At 35.2% G+C, this 19,116-nt stretch carries 13 protein-coding genes; 10 read left to right on the top strand and 3 right to left on the bottom strand.

Going from position 1 to position 19,116, the window contains the following annotated elements:
- The first annotated feature begins 14 nt into the window (after nt 1–14).
- The 6 genes from RTP52_RS15410 (at nt 15) to RTP52_RS15385 (ending at nt 9,523) form a co-directional block, all read left to right on the top strand.
- Nucleotides 15–881 (top strand): PTS sugar transporter subunit IIA, encoded by an 867-nt coding sequence (locus tag RTP52_RS15410; protein WP_312372339.1) that lies wholly within the window; start codon nt 15–17, stop codon nt 879–881.
- A gap of 174 nt (nt 882–1,055) precedes the next feature.
- Nucleotides 1,056–2,426, top strand: coding sequence for a M16 family metallopeptidase (locus RTP52_RS15405; RefSeq protein ID WP_312372337.1), 1,371 nt, complete (start codon nt 1,056–1,058; stop codon nt 2,424–2,426).
- Nucleotides 2,427–2,608: 182 nt separating this feature from the next.
- Nucleotides 2,609–3,886, top strand: coding sequence for an O-acetylhomoserine aminocarboxypropyltransferase/cysteine synthase family protein (locus tag RTP52_RS15400; RefSeq protein WP_312372335.1), 1,278 nt, complete (start codon nt 2,609–2,611; stop codon nt 3,884–3,886).
- An 846-nt stretch (nt 3,887–4,732) separates the two neighbouring features.
- Entirely contained in the window at nt 4,733–5,461 is a 729-nt protein-coding gene (locus tag RTP52_RS15395) for a ClpP family protease (RefSeq protein ID WP_442913542.1), read from the top strand.
- A gap of 225 nt (nt 5,462–5,686) precedes the next feature.
- Complete coding sequence (locus tag RTP52_RS15390; RefSeq protein ID WP_312107581.1) at nt 5,687–6,508, top strand: undecaprenyl-diphosphate phosphatase; 822 nt, start codon at nt 5,687–5,689, stop codon at nt 6,506–6,508.
- A 180-nt stretch (nt 6,509–6,688) separates the two neighbouring features.
- Nucleotides 6,689–9,523, top strand: a complete 2,835-nt coding sequence (locus tag RTP52_RS15385) for a DNA translocase FtsK (protein ID WP_312372333.1) — start codon at nt 6,689–6,691, stop codon at nt 9,521–9,523.
- A gap of 123 nt (nt 9,524–9,646) precedes the next feature.
- Here RTP52_RS15385 and RTP52_RS15380 read toward each other — a convergent pair whose 3' ends face one another.
- The gene (locus tag RTP52_RS15380) at nt 9,647–10,978 is read right to left on the bottom strand and encodes a hypothetical protein (protein WP_312372331.1); all 1,332 of its coding nucleotides are present in this window, start codon (nt 10,976–10,978) and stop codon (nt 9,647–9,649) included.
- 374 nt (nt 10,979–11,352) lie between these two features.
- Between RTP52_RS15380 and RTP52_RS15375 the strand changes: the two genes are divergently transcribed.
- The 4 genes from RTP52_RS15375 (at nt 11,353) to RTP52_RS15360 (ending at nt 17,261) form a co-directional block, all read left to right on the top strand.
- On the top strand, nt 11,353–12,252 hold the full coding sequence (locus RTP52_RS15375) for an ATP-grasp domain-containing protein (RefSeq protein WP_312372329.1): 900 nt from the start codon (nt 11,353–11,355) through the stop codon (nt 12,250–12,252).
- Nucleotides 12,246–13,109, top strand: coding sequence for an ATP-grasp domain-containing protein (locus tag RTP52_RS15370; RefSeq protein ID WP_312372328.1), 864 nt, complete (start codon nt 12,246–12,248; stop codon nt 13,107–13,109). Before RTP52_RS15375 ends, RTP52_RS15370 begins: the two co-directional genes overlap by 7 nt.
- A gap of 617 nt (nt 13,110–13,726) precedes the next feature.
- On the top strand, nt 13,727–15,436 hold the full coding sequence (locus RTP52_RS15365; protein ID WP_312372327.1) for a methyl-accepting chemotaxis protein: 1,710 nt from the start codon (nt 13,727–13,729) through the stop codon (nt 15,434–15,436).
- A gap of 154 nt (nt 15,437–15,590) precedes the next feature.
- Nucleotides 15,591–17,261 carry a formate--tetrahydrofolate ligase gene (locus RTP52_RS15360; protein WP_312372326.1) on the top strand — a complete coding sequence of 557 codons (1,671 nt, stop codon included), beginning with the start codon at nt 15,591–15,593 and terminating at the stop codon, nt 17,259–17,261.
- 315 nt (nt 17,262–17,576) lie between these two features.
- Here the strand turns inward: RTP52_RS15360 and RTP52_RS15355 are convergent, their stop codons facing one another.
- Together RTP52_RS15355 and pyrB are read right to left on the bottom strand one after the other, a co-directional pair.
- On the bottom strand, nt 17,577–18,008 hold the full coding sequence (locus RTP52_RS15355) for an aspartate carbamoyltransferase regulatory subunit (RefSeq protein ID WP_312100082.1): 432 nt from the start codon (nt 18,006–18,008) through the stop codon (nt 17,577–17,579).
- 67 nt (nt 18,009–18,075) lie between these two features.
- A complete protein-coding gene (gene pyrB, locus RTP52_RS15350; RefSeq protein ID WP_312372325.1) occupies nt 18,076–18,999 on the bottom strand; it encodes an aspartate carbamoyltransferase in 924 nt (307 codons plus the stop codon).
- Nucleotides 19,000–19,116 lie beyond the last annotated feature (117 nt).

Genomic DNA, 19,116 nt, shown 5'->3' with positions numbered 1-19,116 from the left:
AAATGAGGATAATTATGACACAGTATGATTATATAGCAATATGGGTTGGAAGTATTTCTCTAGCAGTTCTAGTTATAATGATAATCGCTTTTCTTGTATATAGGAAGAGGCATACGAATCATCATAGCAAAAGGGAACAAAAGAGCAGGAAAATGAAAGACCTGCCAGCAAAGAAAAAGATAGTGAAGAATGTCCAAGGAAATGATGGTCAAACAAAAAAAATAACGCCTGTTACTACTTTAGATACAGGTAATGCATCAGGAAATCAGCATTTAGATGGAGCAAGGGTATCCCATCGTCGTACTCATCCAGACCGAGTAGCAGAAGAATCCATGTGGAAAGAGAAAAAAGAACAGGAAGAGGATGAGATACTTAAGAAAATGGAAAATGAGCGAAAGAATAAAATGTTTATGATATATAGCCCTTGTAATGGGGAAATGGGTGATGTTGCGGAAAATGTTATGGATGCCATGGAAAGTGCCTTAGATTACCCAGGGGTTATTATTGCACCTTCGGATGATAAAGTCTATGCTCCCATTAATGGACGAATCTCGTGGAAGTCCGAAAATCCAAACATGGTATCTATTCAATCTGACACTGGTGTAGAAGTTCTATTATCGGTATTAAAAGAGGATGAAATTCTACAAACCGAGGTATTCACAATGAAGACTGCACAAGGTGCTTACATCGGTATGGGAGAACAGTTATGTCAATTTACTCAAGGATTAATACGTAAGGGAAACCGTATATATCAGATGAAAATGGAACTCTCATCTTATCAGGAGGGGCAGCTATTATTAGTGAAGCGATTTAGTTATATCTCTCATGGAGATAAATTAATGACCCTAAGAACGGATCGTAATGCGGTAGAAACTGCTTAAATTCATAAGGATTTATCTTGTCATTTCCAAATGGATTTGTTACACTACATTTATGTGTGCAACAGATTGCAGCCATCCTGAGAGCCAAGAGTGAAGGATAAATCATTCGCTCAGGAAGCTTGTGCTAGCGTAATCCTAAGCACAAACTTAAGATGCACAGGAATGGGGTTAATTATGGTTAAAGTAAATGTATTAAAAAATGGAATAAAAGTAGTCACCGAGGAGCTTTCCTATCTTAGGACTGTCTCCTTTGGTGTATGGATTCGCGTTGGTTCCGCAAAAGAGAATAAGGAAAACAACGGAATCTCACATATGATTGAACATATGCTGTTTAAAGGCACGAAATCAAAATCAGCAAAAGAGATCGCAGATATTATTGCATCCATCGGAGACGATGTCAATGCTTTTACCAGCAAGGAACAAACTTGCTATTATGGTACGACAATTACAGAAAGTCTTCCGATATTAGTTGAGTTAGTTGCAGATATGTTATGCAATTCTTTGCTATCAGAAGAGGATTTAAGAAAAGAAAAACGAGTAATCTATGAAGAGATCGATATGTATGAGGACTCAGCAGATGATATGGTACATGAGATTTTACAGCAGAATGTATTTAAAGATCATCCACTTGGTTATATCATCTCAGGCTATAAGAAAAATGTACGCTCTTTTAAAAGAAGACAACTGATTGATTTTATGGAAAAACATTATGTAGCCGAAAACATAGTCATATCGGTAGCAGGCAATTTTTCGGAAAATGAATTAATGAATCAGTTAGAAAGGTGCTTCGGAGGAATTCGTGGTACGAATCCGAAAGCATTAAACTCACTTACTTTACTTAAGAAAAAGAAGGAGGAGCTTTTATTAGCTCCATACGAAGAAAAGTATCAACAGAAACAGGATGAGATTCCAAGCTATCATACCTGTTTCTGTCATAGGCACAAAGACAATGAGCAATTACATATCAACCTTGCGTACCCATCCATACCTCTTGGTTCGGATGAGTCCGTTGTATTTGCAGTTGTAAATTCAATGCTTGGTGGAAGTAATAACTCTAGGCTATTTCAACGAATACGTGAAGAATTATCCTTAGTATATTCCATCTATACCTATGGAAGTTCATTTGAAAAAGCAGGTCTGTTTCATTTGGATATTACAGTAAATCCGCAGCAGGCTTTTCGTGTGCTACGTGAAACCAAACTGGTAATGGATGAGTTTTTGGCAACACCAATTACGATAGAAGAACTTGATACTCACAAAGCTCAAGTAAAGACAGAGTTTATTTTAGGCAGTGAAAGTGCAAAAGCACGTATGAACTCCAATGCAAAAAGTGTTTTAGTTCGTGGTTATGTGAAAACTTTAGACGAGGTTATCGAAGAACTAAATCGGTTATCTGCTGAGGATATTAATCGTTTTGCAAATAAAGTATGGGGAGATAGCTCGGCGAGTTTGTGTGTAATTGGTGCGGAGAGTGGAGTTAGTTTCCGGGCGTTAAAAAAAGAGTACCAGAATTTATTTCTCAAAAGTACTAATACAAAAGCATAGTCTTTTGATACTATAACTTTACAGAAGATGTCCCTCCCGCTTCTTAGCGGAGAGAAAGCGGGAGACATCTTCATCTCAGTGGGTGTTCAAGTATCCACTGAGATAGCAGCGTAGCTGCTGTCGTGTCACTGTAAGGGTAGTGACTATTTTAAGCACCGTCTTACATAAAGGAGGATTATGATATGGAGTATAATAAGTTATCTACGATATGTGTTCAATCAGGATACATACCAAAAAATGGTGAACCAAGAGTGCTGCCAATTTATCAAAGTACAACATTTAAATACGATTCTGCCGATACGGTAGGAAAACTCTTTGATTTACAAGAGGAGGGGTTTTTCTATACGAGACTTGCAAATCCAACGGTTGATTGTGTAGAAAAGAAAATCGCAGCTTTAGAAGGTGGTATTGGAGCAATGTGTACTTCTTCAGGCCAATCCGCTACGTTGCTTGCATTACTAAATATTTGTAATGCCGGAGATCACATAATATCCTCAAGTGCTATCTATGGTGGTACTACGAATCTTCTTGCAGTTACATTAAAGAAATTAGGAATAGAAGTAACTTTTGTAAATCCGGATGCTACAAAGGAAGAGTTAGAAGCGGCTGTAAAGGAAAATACAAAACTTTATTTTGCAGAGACCTTAGCGAATCCTTCCTTAGTTGTAATTGACATTAAGATGTGGGCTGAAGTAGCGCATAGAAACGGAGTGCCATTATTTATTGATAATACTTTTGCAACACCAATTAATTGCAGGCCATTGGAATTTGGTGCCAACATCGTTATTCATTCTACTTCTAAATATATGGATGGGCATGCGACAGCTTTGGGTGGAGTTATTGTTGATGGCGGTAACTTTGACTGGGATAATGGTAAATTCCTAGGATTAACAACACCAGATGAGTCCTATCATGGGGTGATTTATACAGAATTTGCGGGTAAAGCTGCATTTATCACGAAAGCAAGAACTCAGTTGATGAGAGATATGGGCGTAATGCCTTCGCCAAACAATGCATTTTTATTAAACCTTGGACTAGAAACATTACATCTCCGAGTGAAACGTCATTGTGAGAATGCTCTTATCGTAGCAAAATGGCTTTCTGAGAATGATAAGATAACATGGGTTAACTATCCTTTGTTAGAAGGAAATAAGTATTATTCTCTTGCAAAAGAGTATATGCCAAATGGTACCAGTGGTGTAATTTCCTTCGGTGTGCGTGGAGGAAGAGAAGCGGCAATGAAATTTATGGATCATCTTAAATTAGCAGCTATCGTAGTTCATGTCGCAGACGCAAGAACTTCTGTCCTTCATCCTGCTAGTACTACACACCGCCAATTATCTGATGAACAGTTAATTTCTGCAGGTGTTAGTGCTGATTTGATTCGTATGAGTATTGGAATTGAAGATGTTGAAGATATTATTGCGGATATAAATCAAGCCCTTGATTGTGTGGAGTAAAAGAAGATTCATACTTTTTTATAAATGACTCATATATTTCATGGTAAATGATTTGTTTTATCTAAAAGAGAGAAGAAAACTCCCAACTCTAAGCATTTCAATGTATACATATCTTATTGCATTTCATGATTTAAGTATGTAAAAAGATATATTACAATATTATCTTATTCAAAATATATATTTAAATGTTTAGCTCTATCTAAAGTGTGAAGCGATATTTTATGATTATGCTCATACTAAGGTAGAGCTATTTTTATATCTAGATATTTAGAGTTGATATTTAGATATTTAGAGTTGATATGTAGATATCTAGAATAGTTATTTAGAGTAGTTTAAAGAAAGCAAGAGATGCATATACCAACTATACCGTTGTAAGTTAGTTTCTATTAGTTTGTTTTATTCTGGCTAACGGTGCATAGAAAGATTCAAATCACCAAACAATATTTAAGAAATGCATTTTGAAAGAGGTGTACTTAAATGAGTGATGTGAATTTTATCTTATATGATAGTGAGCAAAAAATCCAAGCAGAAAATAGTGAATCCGTAAAAGATACGGTTAACATGAATTCTTTAAAAGAAAGTTCTATAGACAAGTTAAGTTCAGAGAATCAGAAAGCAACAAATACAGTAACAGATAATGAGATTGATAAGGCAACAAATAACGAAGCAGCTAGAGAAAAAGGTACGGTAGCAAATAATGCAATTGATAAAGCTACAGACCAAGAAGCAGATAAAGCAGCAGATAAAGCAGCAAATAAAGAAGTAGATAGTGAAACAGCAAAAAAGGATGATGTTAACAATACACCCCCAAAATCACCCACAGGGGATAAGCAGGGGAAGGAGAATATTAAGAAGGAAAACATTAAGAAGGAAAAACTAGACGAGGAAAATTTAAAGAAAGAAAATGAGAAACTAAAAGATCAAAAAATTGATGAATATGGTCAAGCCACCTTAGAGGATAATGGGAAGAATCATAAGATTCATCTGTTATCTATTATAGGAGAAATCGAAGGGCATGAAAGTTTATCCCAAAATACTAAAACTACCAAATATGAGCACGTATTACCTCAGCTTGCTACGATTGAAGATGATACAGAAACGGATGGACTACTTATTTTAATTAATACAGTTGGTGGGGATGTTTCCTGTGGATTAGCACTTGCGGAAATGATAGCCTCTTTAAGTAAGCCAACGGTTTCCCTTGTGATAGGGGATAGTCATTCAATTGGTGTACCGCTTGCAGTTGCAACTGATTATTCCTTTATTGTTCCAACTGGGACGATGATTGTACATCCGGTTAGAATGTCAGGGATGGTAATAGGAGCACCACAGACTTATGATTACTTTAAGTTAATTCAAGACAGAATTGTAGGTTTTGTTTCTAGTCACTCAAGGATTGAACAAGAAAAGTTAGAACAGTTGATGCTAAATACTGGAATGCTATCAAAAGACCTTGGAACGATACTTGTAGGTGATGAAGCAGTAAAAGAAGGCATTATTAATGAGGTTGGTGGTATTCGTCAAGCGATTGCAAAACTACATCAAATGATAGAAGAAAAAAATAGTAATAGATAGATGGCTATGAAATGAACTGACAATAGGAAGCTCTTATTGTCAGTTTTTATTCGTGACAAGGAAAAGTTCGCGAAGCCTGCTTTTTCTTGTAGATTCCTTCTCTATCATGTCAAAATATAAAAAAGCTATGCTACAGCTTTTTCTTAAAATAGATAATCTTTCTTGTTTTACAGTACTCAATATGTTAGAATATCATAGATTAAGTAATCAGATTGGAGAAGAACAATGGATTTTATTGAATTATTAAAGGTCATATTTCTTGGTATTGTCGAAGGAATCACAGAATGGCTGCCAATTAGTAGTACCGGTCATTTACTGTTAGTAGATGAATTTCTAAAAGTAAATTTAAGTAAAGATTTTATGTCTATGTTTAATGTAGTAATACAGTTAGGCGCAATTCTTGCAGTCGTAGTATTATTTTTTAAGAAACTATGGCCATTCTCAAAGGAAGAGAAAAACTATATTAAAAAAGATACATTTACTTTATGGTTTAAAATAGTTGTAGCTTGTATTCCTGGAATCGTGATGATACCATTTGACTCGAAGATAGAAGAGTTATTCTTTAATCCTCAAACAATCGCTACCACCTTAATCTTATACGGTATTTTATTCATTGTCATTGAAAATCGCAATGCTGGAAAGCAGCCTAAGGTTGCAAAGTTATCCGACATTACATACCAGATGGCGTTTATGATTGGTTTATTCCAAATTCTCGCAATGATTCCTGGTACATCAAGATCTGGTGCTACAATTATTGGAGCAATGTTACTTGGAGCTTCTCGTTATGTAGCTGCAGAATTTACTTTTTTCTTAGCGATTCCAACAATGTTTGGTGCAAGTTTTCTTAAATTATTAAAATTCGGATTTACGTTTACTGGTGCTGAAATAGTTGCTTTAATCACCGGTATGTTAACTGCATTTATTGTATCAATTATTTCAATTAAGTTCTTAATGGGCTATATCAAAAAGAACAACTTCAAGGTATTTGGTTGGTATCGAATTGTTCTTGGTATTATAGTGGCAGGGTATTTCTTACTTGCAAGATAAACTAATTAAAGTTATAATAATTTTAGGAGTGTATTAACAATCCTAGGGAAAGCAATAGGGCGCTCGTGTTTCGTGCGGTCTATTGTTTTTTGGTATTGGGATATTATCTAGTATCATTGTTTTTATCAATATAGACAAAATAGTATGTAAATAAAAAATTAAGAAAAAAGGAGGATTAATATGGCTTCAAAACAAACAGGAACTCGTTCTAAACAGTCACAAAGGCAAGCTTCGTCAAAACCAAAGACGAGTAATTCACAGCGAACGAATCAGACGAAGGGAAAGCAAACTGGGAGCCGATCCTCAAAAACTCAAAGAAATAGACAGGTACAAGAATATCTAGTAGAAAATGAATCGATTCGTGATGAAGTTGTTCTAATTATTACTGCGTTAACATCATTTTTGCTTCTGTTAAGTAATTTTGATTTGTGTGGCCCTGTTGGTCAACAAATTAAGAAATTTTTCTTTGGTATGCTAGGTCATTTTACATATGTATTCCCGTTTGCTCTATTCTTCTTTGTTGCTTTTGCGGTCTCGAATCGAGGTAGCGTAATAGCTCGAAGGAAAATAGTTGGAAGTATTGTACTAATCTTTACGTTAACCTCGTTGATTCAATTGTTAGAGGGTTACAATGATAAAATGAAATACTTTGATTATTATATTCAAAGTTCAAAGAACTATAACGGTGGTGGCCTTGTTGGAGGGACACTAGTATCTATCTTATGCCCACTGTTTGGTACAATAGCATCTGTTATTATTCTGATTGTGATGCTCCTTTTGTGTTTCATTTTCATTACAGGGAAAGCGCTGTTAACATTAATGAGAGAAAAAGGAGAACAAAAATTAAATGATCATCGCCAGATGAGAGATAGTTATGCAAAAGAATTTAAACAGCTTGATATGGAGGATGAAACTTACGGAGAGGAACGTAGAAAACCTAGAATTGTTAATCTACAAAAGCAAGCAACTGAGAAAGTGAAATCCTTTTTTGATGAGAATGAGGACGAGGATGATCTTCATGATGAGATCGATGATGGTCCAGTTAATTTTTTAGAGGAACTTAAGCGTAGGGGTAAGGATAAAAAGCAAAATCAGAAGAAGGAAGTAGTAGAAGAACCAATTTCCATGTTTGAAATGACTGAAATCAAGTCAGATCAAAATGATGGACTAAATTCGGAAATTAATTTCTCTCCATCGGAGGATATGCTAAAAGAAGTTAACTCAATTTATGAAGATGAGTTAAATCGTAAGTTTGGCCAGAATGAAGATGTTAATGAGGTGGAAAATAACACTTCTTATGAAGTAAAAAGCATTAAGCCACTTAACGCAAATGTGGAGCTTTACAAGGATGATGTCTCTAAAGAAACGAAAGATCAAAATATGAAGGAAGATTCGAAGATAAAAGATGGCACGACAGACTCTTCCTTTGATCCATCCCCTCATGTGGCTGAGGAAAATCATGATAATAAGGCAAATTCTAAGGAAGTAAAGGCAGCGAGTGTTACAGAAGATGTATTAACCGTAGATCAAAAACTGGAGCTCCAGAAAAAGTATGAATTTCCTCCAATTGATTTGCTAGGTAAACCGAAGGCAAATCAAAGAGGTATGACGGATAAAGACTTAAAAGAAACTGCTATGAAGTTACAAAAAACATTGGAGAGCTTTGGTGTTCGAGTAACAATTACAAATATAAGCTGTGGTCCTGCTGTAACTAGATATGAATTACAGCCAGAGCAGGGTGTTAAGGTTAGTAAGATTACTGGGTTAGCGGATGATATTAAGCTAAATTTAGCAGCAGCTGACGTACGTATCGAGGCTCCGATACCAGGAAAGGCAGCGGTTGGTATTGAAGTGCCTAACAAAGAAAACTCAGCCGTTATGTTACGAGAACTTCTTGAGTCGAAAGAATTTAACAGTCACCCGTCCGACATTGCATTTGCGGTTGGAAAGGACATCGGTGGACAGGCTGTTGTTACGGATATTGCTAAGATGCCTCATCTTTTGATTGCTGGTGCAACGGGTTCTGGTAAATCGGTTTGTATTAACACTTTGATTATGAGCATATTATATAAAGCGAATCCAGCGGATGTAAGACTTATTATGGTCGATCCTAAGGTAGTTGAGCTTAGTGTGTATAACGGAATTCCACATCTATTAATTCCTGTTGTAACAGATCCAAAGAAGGCTTCTGCGGCACTAAATTGGGCTGTTATGGAGATGACAGATCGATATAAGAAGTTTGCGGAATATGGTGTGAGAGATTTAAAGGGATATAATGAAAAAGTAGCAGAGATTGAACATCTTAACGATCCAGCATTTACGAAACTCCCTCAGATTATTATTATTGTAGACGAGCTTGCAGACCTTATGATGGTAGCTCCTGGTGAAGTAGAAGATGCAATCTGTCGTTTAGCTCAGATGTCAAAAGCAGCAGGCCTTCATCTTATCATAGCGACTCAACGTCCTTCGGTAAATGTTATTACTGGTTTAATCAAGGCAAATGTACCATCAAGAATTGCATTCTCGGTATCTTCTGCAATCGATTCCAGAACGATTTTGGATGGCGCTGGAGCGGAGAAACTTCTTGGTAAGGGTGATATGTTGTTCTTCCCATCGGGTTATCCAAAACCAGTTCGTGTACAAGGTGCCTTTGTTTCAGATAAGGAAGTAAGTGCTGTTGTTGATTTCCTAAAAAGTCAAGATCATCAAGTCACTTACAATGAAGAAATCAATGATAAAATTAAGAATGCTCAAGTTTCTTCCGCTGCGGGTGGTGCAAGCGGTGGAAATGATAGAGATGAATATTTTTTAGAAGCAGGTAAATTTATTATTGAAAAAGATAAAGCCTCCATTGGTATGCTACAGCGTGTGTACAAGATTGGGTTCAATCGTGCAGCAAGAATCATGGAACAGTTATCCGATGCCGGAGTTGTAGGACCAGAAGAGGGTACGAAGCCAAGAAAGATATTGATGTCGATGGAAGAATTTGAACAATACGTGGATGAATATGTATAAAAGTATATGAATGAAATAAGCAAAAGAATAGTGATGGAAGAAAGGGATATTAACTTTCTATTGATGTCTATCGCTGGAAGATATAAAAAAGCGTCTTGAAATGGCAAACAAGACGCTTTTTTTCTAATTATTTATGGCATATATACTAAATTTATGTTTTGTACCTTCTATTTGATTTAACCAAAATTGACCGTTACCGACCATGATACCTTGATAGTTAACAAAGAATTCATCTAATTTTTGATTTAGGAAAGTATTTTTAACATCCTCATTCATTATATCATCAAAGTTCTTAATGAATTCATCTTTATTCTTAATCTCTGTTTTTTTATCATTGATCCTTACTTTGATAGGATAAGCAATATAATCTGCAAAAGTATCCCGATCATTATCTCGTAAAGCAATTCTAAGTAGTTCATATGTTTCATCAAATTCATCCGCATCATCTATACCTGCTACTTGGTATCGATTTGGATCTTTTGATATTTCATTGTTTTCATTAAGATTACTGCTTGTATTTGCTTTTCTAAAACTTTCTACGTCATCGGTTAGTGTATAGTCATTTTTTTCAACTAATGCCATAAACTCACCTAATAATTTTAAGAATTCACTATCAACACTTTGAGTTAATGCGGTTGCATATGCTTGTTTAGCATCTTCATCCATTTTCTTTGATTCATAGTCAAATAATGGCGGATTATTTAAACCATATAATGTGATAAAAACATAATTGTCATATAACAGTTTTATGTAATCTGCTTTCTTGGATTCAGGATATTGATTTAGAAATTTTTCCATTGAAATAATACGGTTAACTACTTCATCCCAACCAATCATTAAAATTTCAGCTTTTGAAAATACGCAATCAGATTCTACCGTCATAATGTTGATATAATCTTTCATTTCAGGCGATGCATGAGAACTAAATTGTTTGTAAAAAGAATAATCGATAACCGGAAAATAATACCCTTCTACTGTTTCCATTTTATAGCCATTTTCTTTTAACTCTATAACTAATTCCTTAATCGTTTCGTCTTTTATAGAATCTACTTGGTTTATATCACTATTTGATGTTTGAATAGCATTGAGTCCTTTTTGTAATGCTTCAGTTAAATATTTCTCCTCTTCTTGTTCTCTTCGATTGATGTGATACTCTTCCAATTTGAGAATCATTTCTGACACTTCTTCCCCAGTTGCATCAGCGATCTTCTTATTCATAAAAGCTGTTATTTCTTTTATGCTAGATTCATCAGAGATGAGATTATGAAACTCATCAATAATACTCAAGGTATCTACTTGTTTCTCAACAAAATCAGATGTTTGATTCTCATCGATGTTAGATTCCTGATCATGCGGTAGGGTTACATTTATCTCATCTTTTTTAGGGAAACATGCTGTAATAGTAGTTAATGTGAAACCTAAAATAAAACCATAGATATATTTCTTTTTATTCATATAATTTTCTCCATTTCATAAGCTTAACTTTGAACTTTTACTTATCTTGTTCACAGTTATAAACTATATTATTGTACTTGTAAGTATACCAAGTTATAAAAAATGTGGTTTAAGATTTTATGAAATCTTTATTACAATTCAACTGTTTATATCATTATATAAATAGTTCTCTAGGATATTCGTTGTCCTTCATAGATTATAAATAAGAAGAAAGCTGCGGAGAATTATATTGCTTTATTGAGATAATGTGTTATAACATAAATGAATACATTTTTACGATAATAAATAGTGAATAACTTCATATAAATGGAGCTTAGTGTGAGAATGAGTTCTATAGCATTTAAATGCGGAGTTAAGAAGGAATGGAGGTTTTTATGAAAGCATGGTTAATTGCCAATCATTTTCTTATGAGTAAGAAATTTAGTGAACTTACTGACTGGTTGTTTCAGGCAGCAAAAGCCGCTAACATAGAGATGGTACTTATGTCAAATGCAGATTGTCTCGCTTTTTTAGGCAGAGGAGGTGTGGATGCTTTTAAACAATACCACGAAACACTTCCTGATTTTGTACTTTTTTGGGATAAGGATGTTAGGCTTGCCACTTATCTTGAAACCCTTGGAATACCAGTTTACAATTCTTCGAAATCAATTGCACTATGTGACGATAAATCAATGACACATCTTACGCTAGAGCAGTATGGGATACCAATGCCAAAAACAATTATAGCACCAATGACCTATGAAAATATCGGTTATACAGATTATGATTTTCTTACTATGGTTGAGAAAGAACTTCATTATCCATTGGTAATAAAAGAATGTTTTGGCTCATTTGGGGCGCAGGTTTATCTTGCAAAGGATGAGAATGAGTTGCTAGAAAAAGTGAAACAAATTGGTACAAAGCCAATGCTATTTCAAGAATTTATCAAAAGTAGTGAAGGTAGAGATATTCGGTTACAAGTTGTAGGAGATCAGGTGGTAGCTTCGATGTATCGATATTCTGAGATAGATTTCCGGGCCAATATTTCCAATGGTGGTAAGATGAAAGCTTATCAACCAACAGATGAGCAAATAGCTCTTGCTCTTGAGTGTACGAAGAGGCTCGGATTAACTTTTGCAGGCGTTGATTTATTATTTGGTGAACATGAGGAACCAATCGTTTGTGAAGTAAATTCCAATGCTCATTTTAAAAATATCTATGATTGTACTGGAGTAGACACTGCAAAGCAGATTATTAACTATATACTTTTAGAAAAGAGGAACCATAGATGTTAATTTGGATGATCTATCAGGAAGCAGACGCCAAGAAAAATGAATGGTACATTAAGGAACATCAAGAAATAGGGAAAACTTTGGGACTAGAGATCGAATTAAAACTAGTAGAGAATTTAGAAATCGGCGTAAAAGAAGGATCTTTAATTTTATCTGAAATTAAGAAAATAGTAGAGCCACCAAAAGCAGCAATCATTCGTACGATATGGCCTTTGTTAAGTGAACACTTGGAAGCTATGGGTACGAGAGTTTTTAATAAAGCTTCCATTGCATCCATGTGCAATGACAAAGCAAGAACCTACCGTGAAACCATGAAATTAGATATCCAGGTGATACCAACAGAGTTTGTAAAGAAAGAAAATTTATCTAGAAAAATAGCTATGGAAACAAAACCTTGTATTGTTAAATCGGTTGATGGCCACGGTGGGAGTGAAGTATTTCTTATAGAAAATGAAGAATATCAAGAAGATTTAACAAAGATTTTAAGTCTTAAAGCAAATAACTTTGTTATTCAACCATATATAGAAGGAAAGAAACAAGACTTACGTGTATACGTTCTTGGAAAGAGGATTCTTGGATGTATTCTTAGAACAGCAAACCTTGGCTTTAAATCCAATTTTTCTTTGGGAGGAACGGTCTGTGAATATCAGTTAAACTCAGAAGAAAATGAGCTTGTTCAAAAAATTATTAATGCATATGAATTTGATCTGGTAGGAGTAGACTTTTTAGTGGATGAGAAAGGGAATCTAATCTTTAATGAAATTGAGGATGTGGTTGGAGCTCGTATGTTATATCAATGTACGAAGATAAACTTAGTAAATGAGTACTTAAGTTATATTAAGAATGAGCTTTCGTTTTAACAAATGATATCGAATTATAATTAGGAGAAAAAATTCTGAAAAGAATTCTATCTTTCACGGAGTTTGCACTAAGATTTATGGAAGTTTGTATTAAGTTTATCTCAGTATTCTAAATTAAGTACTCCATGGTGGTATTACCAACAATTGTACGATGCAAAATAAATATAGTATGTTATAATTAATTATGTTCCAATAATGATGGCGAAATTTGCACGCACACCGGCAAGCTTCGTCTGATACGAAAGAGAAGATGTGGAAATACCGGGATCAATACATTATTACTGGCATAATAAAGTGTTGGGACTGTAATTACTAATTTACATGAAATGAAGGTAAAAAGTTAATAGCATGCGAAACTTTAAGCTGCAAAGGAAAAAGGAACTGTGCTAGGCTGGTCTTTGTGAAAACAAAAGATGGCCTGACGCAGTTTTTTGACGTCTAACTATTTATCTTAAAAAATGATTAAGATGCTATTAGAACTGTAGAAATGATATGAAAAAAGATTTATAATAGCTTCGTATAATCGGGAGATTTAGGATTGAAAAATAAAATATTCGCTTTGACTAAGGATTAAGTATGTCAAAATATTACTTACGTTCGCTGAAAGGAAGAAACAAATGAAAAAAGTTAGATATTCTCTAATGTTAAAAATTGTATTATTGTGTGTGGGTCTTGTTTTAATTTTTTCAACAGCAATGCGGATAAGCGCATATCAGACAGCAAAATCTTCTGTTGAAGATACCATGGGTCAATCTGCCTTATCGATTATTCGTTCTGTAGAAAATAAGGTAGACGCAGAGAAGTTTGATCAGTTACAAACAGCTGATGATATGAATAAAGTTTATTATAAGGAATTGCAACAGAAACTGTATGATATAAAAGAAATTTCCGGATTAAAATATCTTTACACTATGCGTAAAACCGCAGAAGGAAAATACATCTATGTAGTCGACGGAGAAGTTCCTGATGATGCTTCCAAGCTTGGTGCTGTCGAAGAAGATATATCTGATAAAATGCTTCTTTGTTTTAATGGACAAGAAAGCTACGAGCTAAATAGTGATCAATGGGGATCATTCATCTCAGGCTATGTACCAATTATGAATAGTAACGGTGATACCATTGGTATACTTGCAGCTGATTTTGAAGCTGGATATATGGTTGATAAGCTAAAGAAAGCAAATCACAGTATGTTAATCGTACAGATTATTTTAGTGCTCATTAGTATTGTTGTAACATATTCCTTTGCTTATTTTATCGTCCATTCCCTGAAGCATTTGCAATCTAAGATGCAGTTAGTAAAAAACGGCGATCTTACGATTAAGATGAAAAGTAACCGAAGGGATGAAGTTGGAAGCTTGTCCGAATCATTTCAGGATATGGTGGACAATATGGGAGGTATGATTAAGAATATTCGTAAGAATACCAATGAAGTAGTACATAATATTAACGAATTGAATGTGAATATTGATTTCTCAAAGCAATCTACGGAGGAGATTACTAAGGTTATTACTGAAATAGCTGCCGGAGCATCGGATCAGGTAGAAAGTGTTGGTCTTGTGAATGATTCCATGGAGCGGGTATTCAACGAGATTACATCCATTACTAACCATATTGATAAAGTGAATAATGATTCTGATATGGCAATGAAGGACATGCAGGAAGTTTCTAAAATTTTGAACGGTTCTATAAAACAGATCAATCTCGTAAATGATATGGTAGAAAATACTGCAACTATGATGGAGAAGTTACAGGATAAATTCCAAGAGGTTTTATCCTGTAGTAACAGCGTAACTGCAATTGCCAGCCGTACCAACCTCCTTGCTTTAAATGCATCTATTGAAGCAGCATCCGCAGGAGAGCATGGCAAAGGCTTTGCAGTAGTAGCGGGCGAAATTAAAAATCTTGCGAAGCAATCTAGTGACGCCAGCAAACATATTAATGAACTGATTGTAGCAGTACAGGAGGAAATCAGCAGTTCCTCAGAAGCCATCGACAGCGGAGTGGTTGAAGCAAGACATGGTGTGGACGTCATAGAACAGGTTGAAATCTATCTGGATAAGCTGTCACAGTCTAATCAAAAAGTAGATTATAGTATCAAAGAGATTGCAAAGGCGATTGTTCACATTGAAGAGGATAGTAAAAATGTCCTTGCGAAAACTACTGATCTGACCGATATCTCCGGAGAATTCAGTGCTGGAACACAACAGACGGCTTCCGAGGCAGAGGAACAGCTTGCAATCATGGAGACCATAAGAAGTGATCTTGCCATGGTAAAAGATAGGATGGAGCAGTTAGGTATGACTGTTAATCGATTTACGGTTGATTAACAGCTATAATTTTAAATATTGATAAAACGTTCAGATAATTAATTAGAAAATATTAAAACAAATATTAAAATAAATAATAATGATATCCCTTTTTTTCTTAAAATTATTTGTTATAATGAAAGAAAAGGAAGATAGAAGGTAGGAGGAGCTAGACATGAAATCTGATATAGAAATTGCTCAGGAAGCAAAAATGATACACATTCGTGATGTTGCAAAATCGTTAGGTATCACAGAAGATGATTTGGATTATTACGGTAAATACAAAGCAAAGTTTACAGATGAGCTCTGGAATGAAATTAAGGATAGAGAGGATGGTAAGCTAATCCTTGTTACGGCGATTAATCCAACCCCTGCCGGTGAAGGAAAGACAACTACTACGGTTGGTCTTGGGCAAGCGTTTGGCAGATTAAATAAGAATGCTGTTATCGCACTTAGAGAACCATCTTTAGGTCCATGCTTTGGAATTAAGGGTGGCGCTGCCGGTGGTGGTTATGCTCAAGTTGTGCCTATGGAGGATTTAAACCTTCATTTTACAGGTGATTTTCATGCGATTACTTCAGCAAATAATCTATTAGCAGCTATGCTTGATAATCATATCCAACAAGGAAATACCTTAGACATAGATACGAATCAAATTGTTTGGAAACGCTGTGTTGATATGAATGATAGAGTGCTTCGAAATATTGTTGTTGGACTTGGAAGAAAAGCAGATGGAGTGGTTCGTGAAGACCATTTTATTATTACCGTGGCTTCTGAGATTATGGCGATTCTTTGCTTAGCGAGTGATATGAATGATTTAAAGGATAGGTTAAGCAGGATAATTGTCGCATATTCTTACGAGGGTAAGCCAATCACTGCGAAAGATTTGAATGCGGTAGGATCAATGGCTGCGTTATTAAAGGATGCTATCAGGCCAAATCTAATTCAAACCTTGGAAAATACACCTGCCATTATTCATGGCGGACCATTTGCGAATATTGCTCATGGATGTAACTCAGTAAGAGCAACAAAAACAGCACTGAAGCTAGCGGATTATGTAATTACAGAAGCAGGTTTTGGTGCGGATTTAGGAGCTGAAAAGTTCTTAGATATCAAGTGCCGAATTGCAGATTTAAAACCAGCAGCAGTAGTATTAGTGGCTACTGTTCGAGCACTTAAATACAATGGTGGAGTTGCAAAAACTGATTTATCTACAGAGAACTTAGAAGCTTTAGAAAAAGGTATTGTAAACCTAGAGAAGCATATAGAAAACATTCAAAAATACGGTGTCCCAGTAGTTGTTACGTTAAATAAATTTTCAACAGATACCGAATGCGAATTATCTTATGTGAAACGGTTTTGTGAGCAAAGAGGATGCGAATTCTCCTTATCTGAAGTTTGGGAAAAAGGTGGCGAGGGTGGTATTGATCTTGCAAATAAAGTAATCAAGACCATTGAAACCAAAGAGAGTAACTATCATGTCTTGTATCCAGATGAGATGTCACTTAAAGAGAAGATGGCGACTATCGCAAAAGAGATATACGGAGCGGATGGAGTAACCTTTGATCCAGCTGCGTTAAAGGAATTAGGACGCTTGACCGAGTTAGGGTTTGGACATCTGCCTGTTTGTATGGCTAAAAACCAATACAGCCTATCGGACGATCCAAGCAAACTAGGAAGACCGACAAACTTTATCGTAAATATTCGAGAAGTATACGTTTCTGCAGGCGCTGGATTTGTTGTCGCAATTACAGGAACTGTAATGACTATGCCTGGATTACCTAAGGTTCCGGCAGCAGAGCATATTGATGTGAATGAAGAAGGAGTTATTACGGGACTCTTTTAAGTTTGTATGATAAAAGTAGGTAAAAAGTTAAAATTTTACTTATTAGAATCATATGATGACATAGGAATTTACTATTGGATGCATTCCGGGCATAATTCTTATTAAATTGGATACATTTTTAAGCACAACTTCATATTAAATGGATTCATGTCCAGATATAATTTCTATTCATATGTAATAGCAATTATAATGATATTATTAGATAGATACTCATTTTATAGGAACTTAAACTGATAAAAAATAGAAGAGCTGATAAAAGCTCTTCTATTTTCTATAAAGAACGTTAGAAAGGGATATCGCTTTTAAAATTTAAACTTAAGATTCAAAATTACTAAAAGCTTGTTCACAATAGATGCAGCGATATACACCTTTGTTCGGATCGGTTAATTTAAAACGATGAGGAAGTTCTTGCTCGATGGAGGTGATACATCTTGGATTTTTGCAACGTATGATTCCAGTTACTATTTCTGGAAGATGTAGATGACGTTTTTCAATAATAATACCATCTTCAATAATGTTTACAGTAAGAGTTGGATCTAAAACACCCAACATATCAAGATCAACCACAAGAGGTCCATCGATCTTTATGATATCTTTTTTTCCCATCTTATTACTTTTTGCATTTTTTATAATAGCAACGCTGCAATCCAATTTTTCAAGATGCAGATATTCATATATCTTCATAGCACATCCAGCTTGAATGTGATCTATTACAACTCCTTGATTCAGTCCACTAATGTTTAACATAGGTTCTCCCTTCCGACATGAAAATTAATGTTATGTTTCATTTTAATCTAATATGATTATCACAAATCTATTCTTGTGGTACTACATTGAGTAAGTTCATAATTAATGCCATACGAGCGTAAACTCCAAATTCGGCTTGTTTAAAGTAAACTGCACGCGGGTCATTATCAATCTCAGTAGCAATTTCATTGACACGAGGTAGTGGATGAAGTACTAGCATATCTTCTTTTGCACCTTCCATCTTCTTTGCATCTAAGATAAAGCTGTCTTTTAATCGGATATAATCTTCTTCATTGAAGAAACGTTCTTTCTGTACTCTTGTCATATAGAGAATATCAAGTTCTGGCATGACAGCTTCAAGATTTTTCACTTCTTCATATGGTATGTTTCCACGATCGAGAACTTCTTCTCTTAAATAAGCAGGAATTTTTAATTCTTCAGGTGAAATCAACACAAATTTTATTCCCTCATAACGAACCATTGCATTAATCAAGGAATGTACAGTTCGGCCGAATTTTAAGTCACCACAAAAACCGATGGTTAAATTATTTAAACGGCCTTTTAAATTTTTAATAGTTAATAAATCAGTGAGAGTTTGGGTCGGATGATTATGACCACCGTCACCGGCATTGATTACCGGAATAGAAGAATAAGTAGAAGCGACTAACGGAGCACCCTCTTTCGGATGACGCATCGCACAGATATCAGCATAACTGGAAACAACACGAATCGTATCAGCAACACTTTCGCCTTTCGAAGCGGAGGAGGAATCAGCGGAAGAAAATCCTAAGACACTACCTCCAAGGTTAAGCATCGCAGCTTCGAAGCTAAGTCTTGTTCTTGTACTTGGTTCATAGAAGAGAGTAGCAAGTTTTTTCCCTCGGCAACATTCGGAATACTGTTTCGGATTAGCGATGATTCTTTCAGCTAAGTTAAGGACATCCGATAACTCCGAAAGTGATAAATCTAATGGACTGATAATATGTTTCATAGGCACCTCCAATGTTTTTTCAACTACTCATTGTACTATATTCATTTCTTAAATTCAAGAAGTTTTTTAGAATTCATGGGCGCATCTAATAATACCGCTTTCCTTACTTAAGTGACG

It is taken from the genome of Lachnoclostridium sp., assembly GCF_031997925.1.
Lineage (GTDB): Bacteria > Bacillota > Clostridia > Lachnospirales > Lachnospiraceae > Lachnoclostridium.
This window is presented reverse-complemented; position numbering and strand designations above follow the sequence as displayed.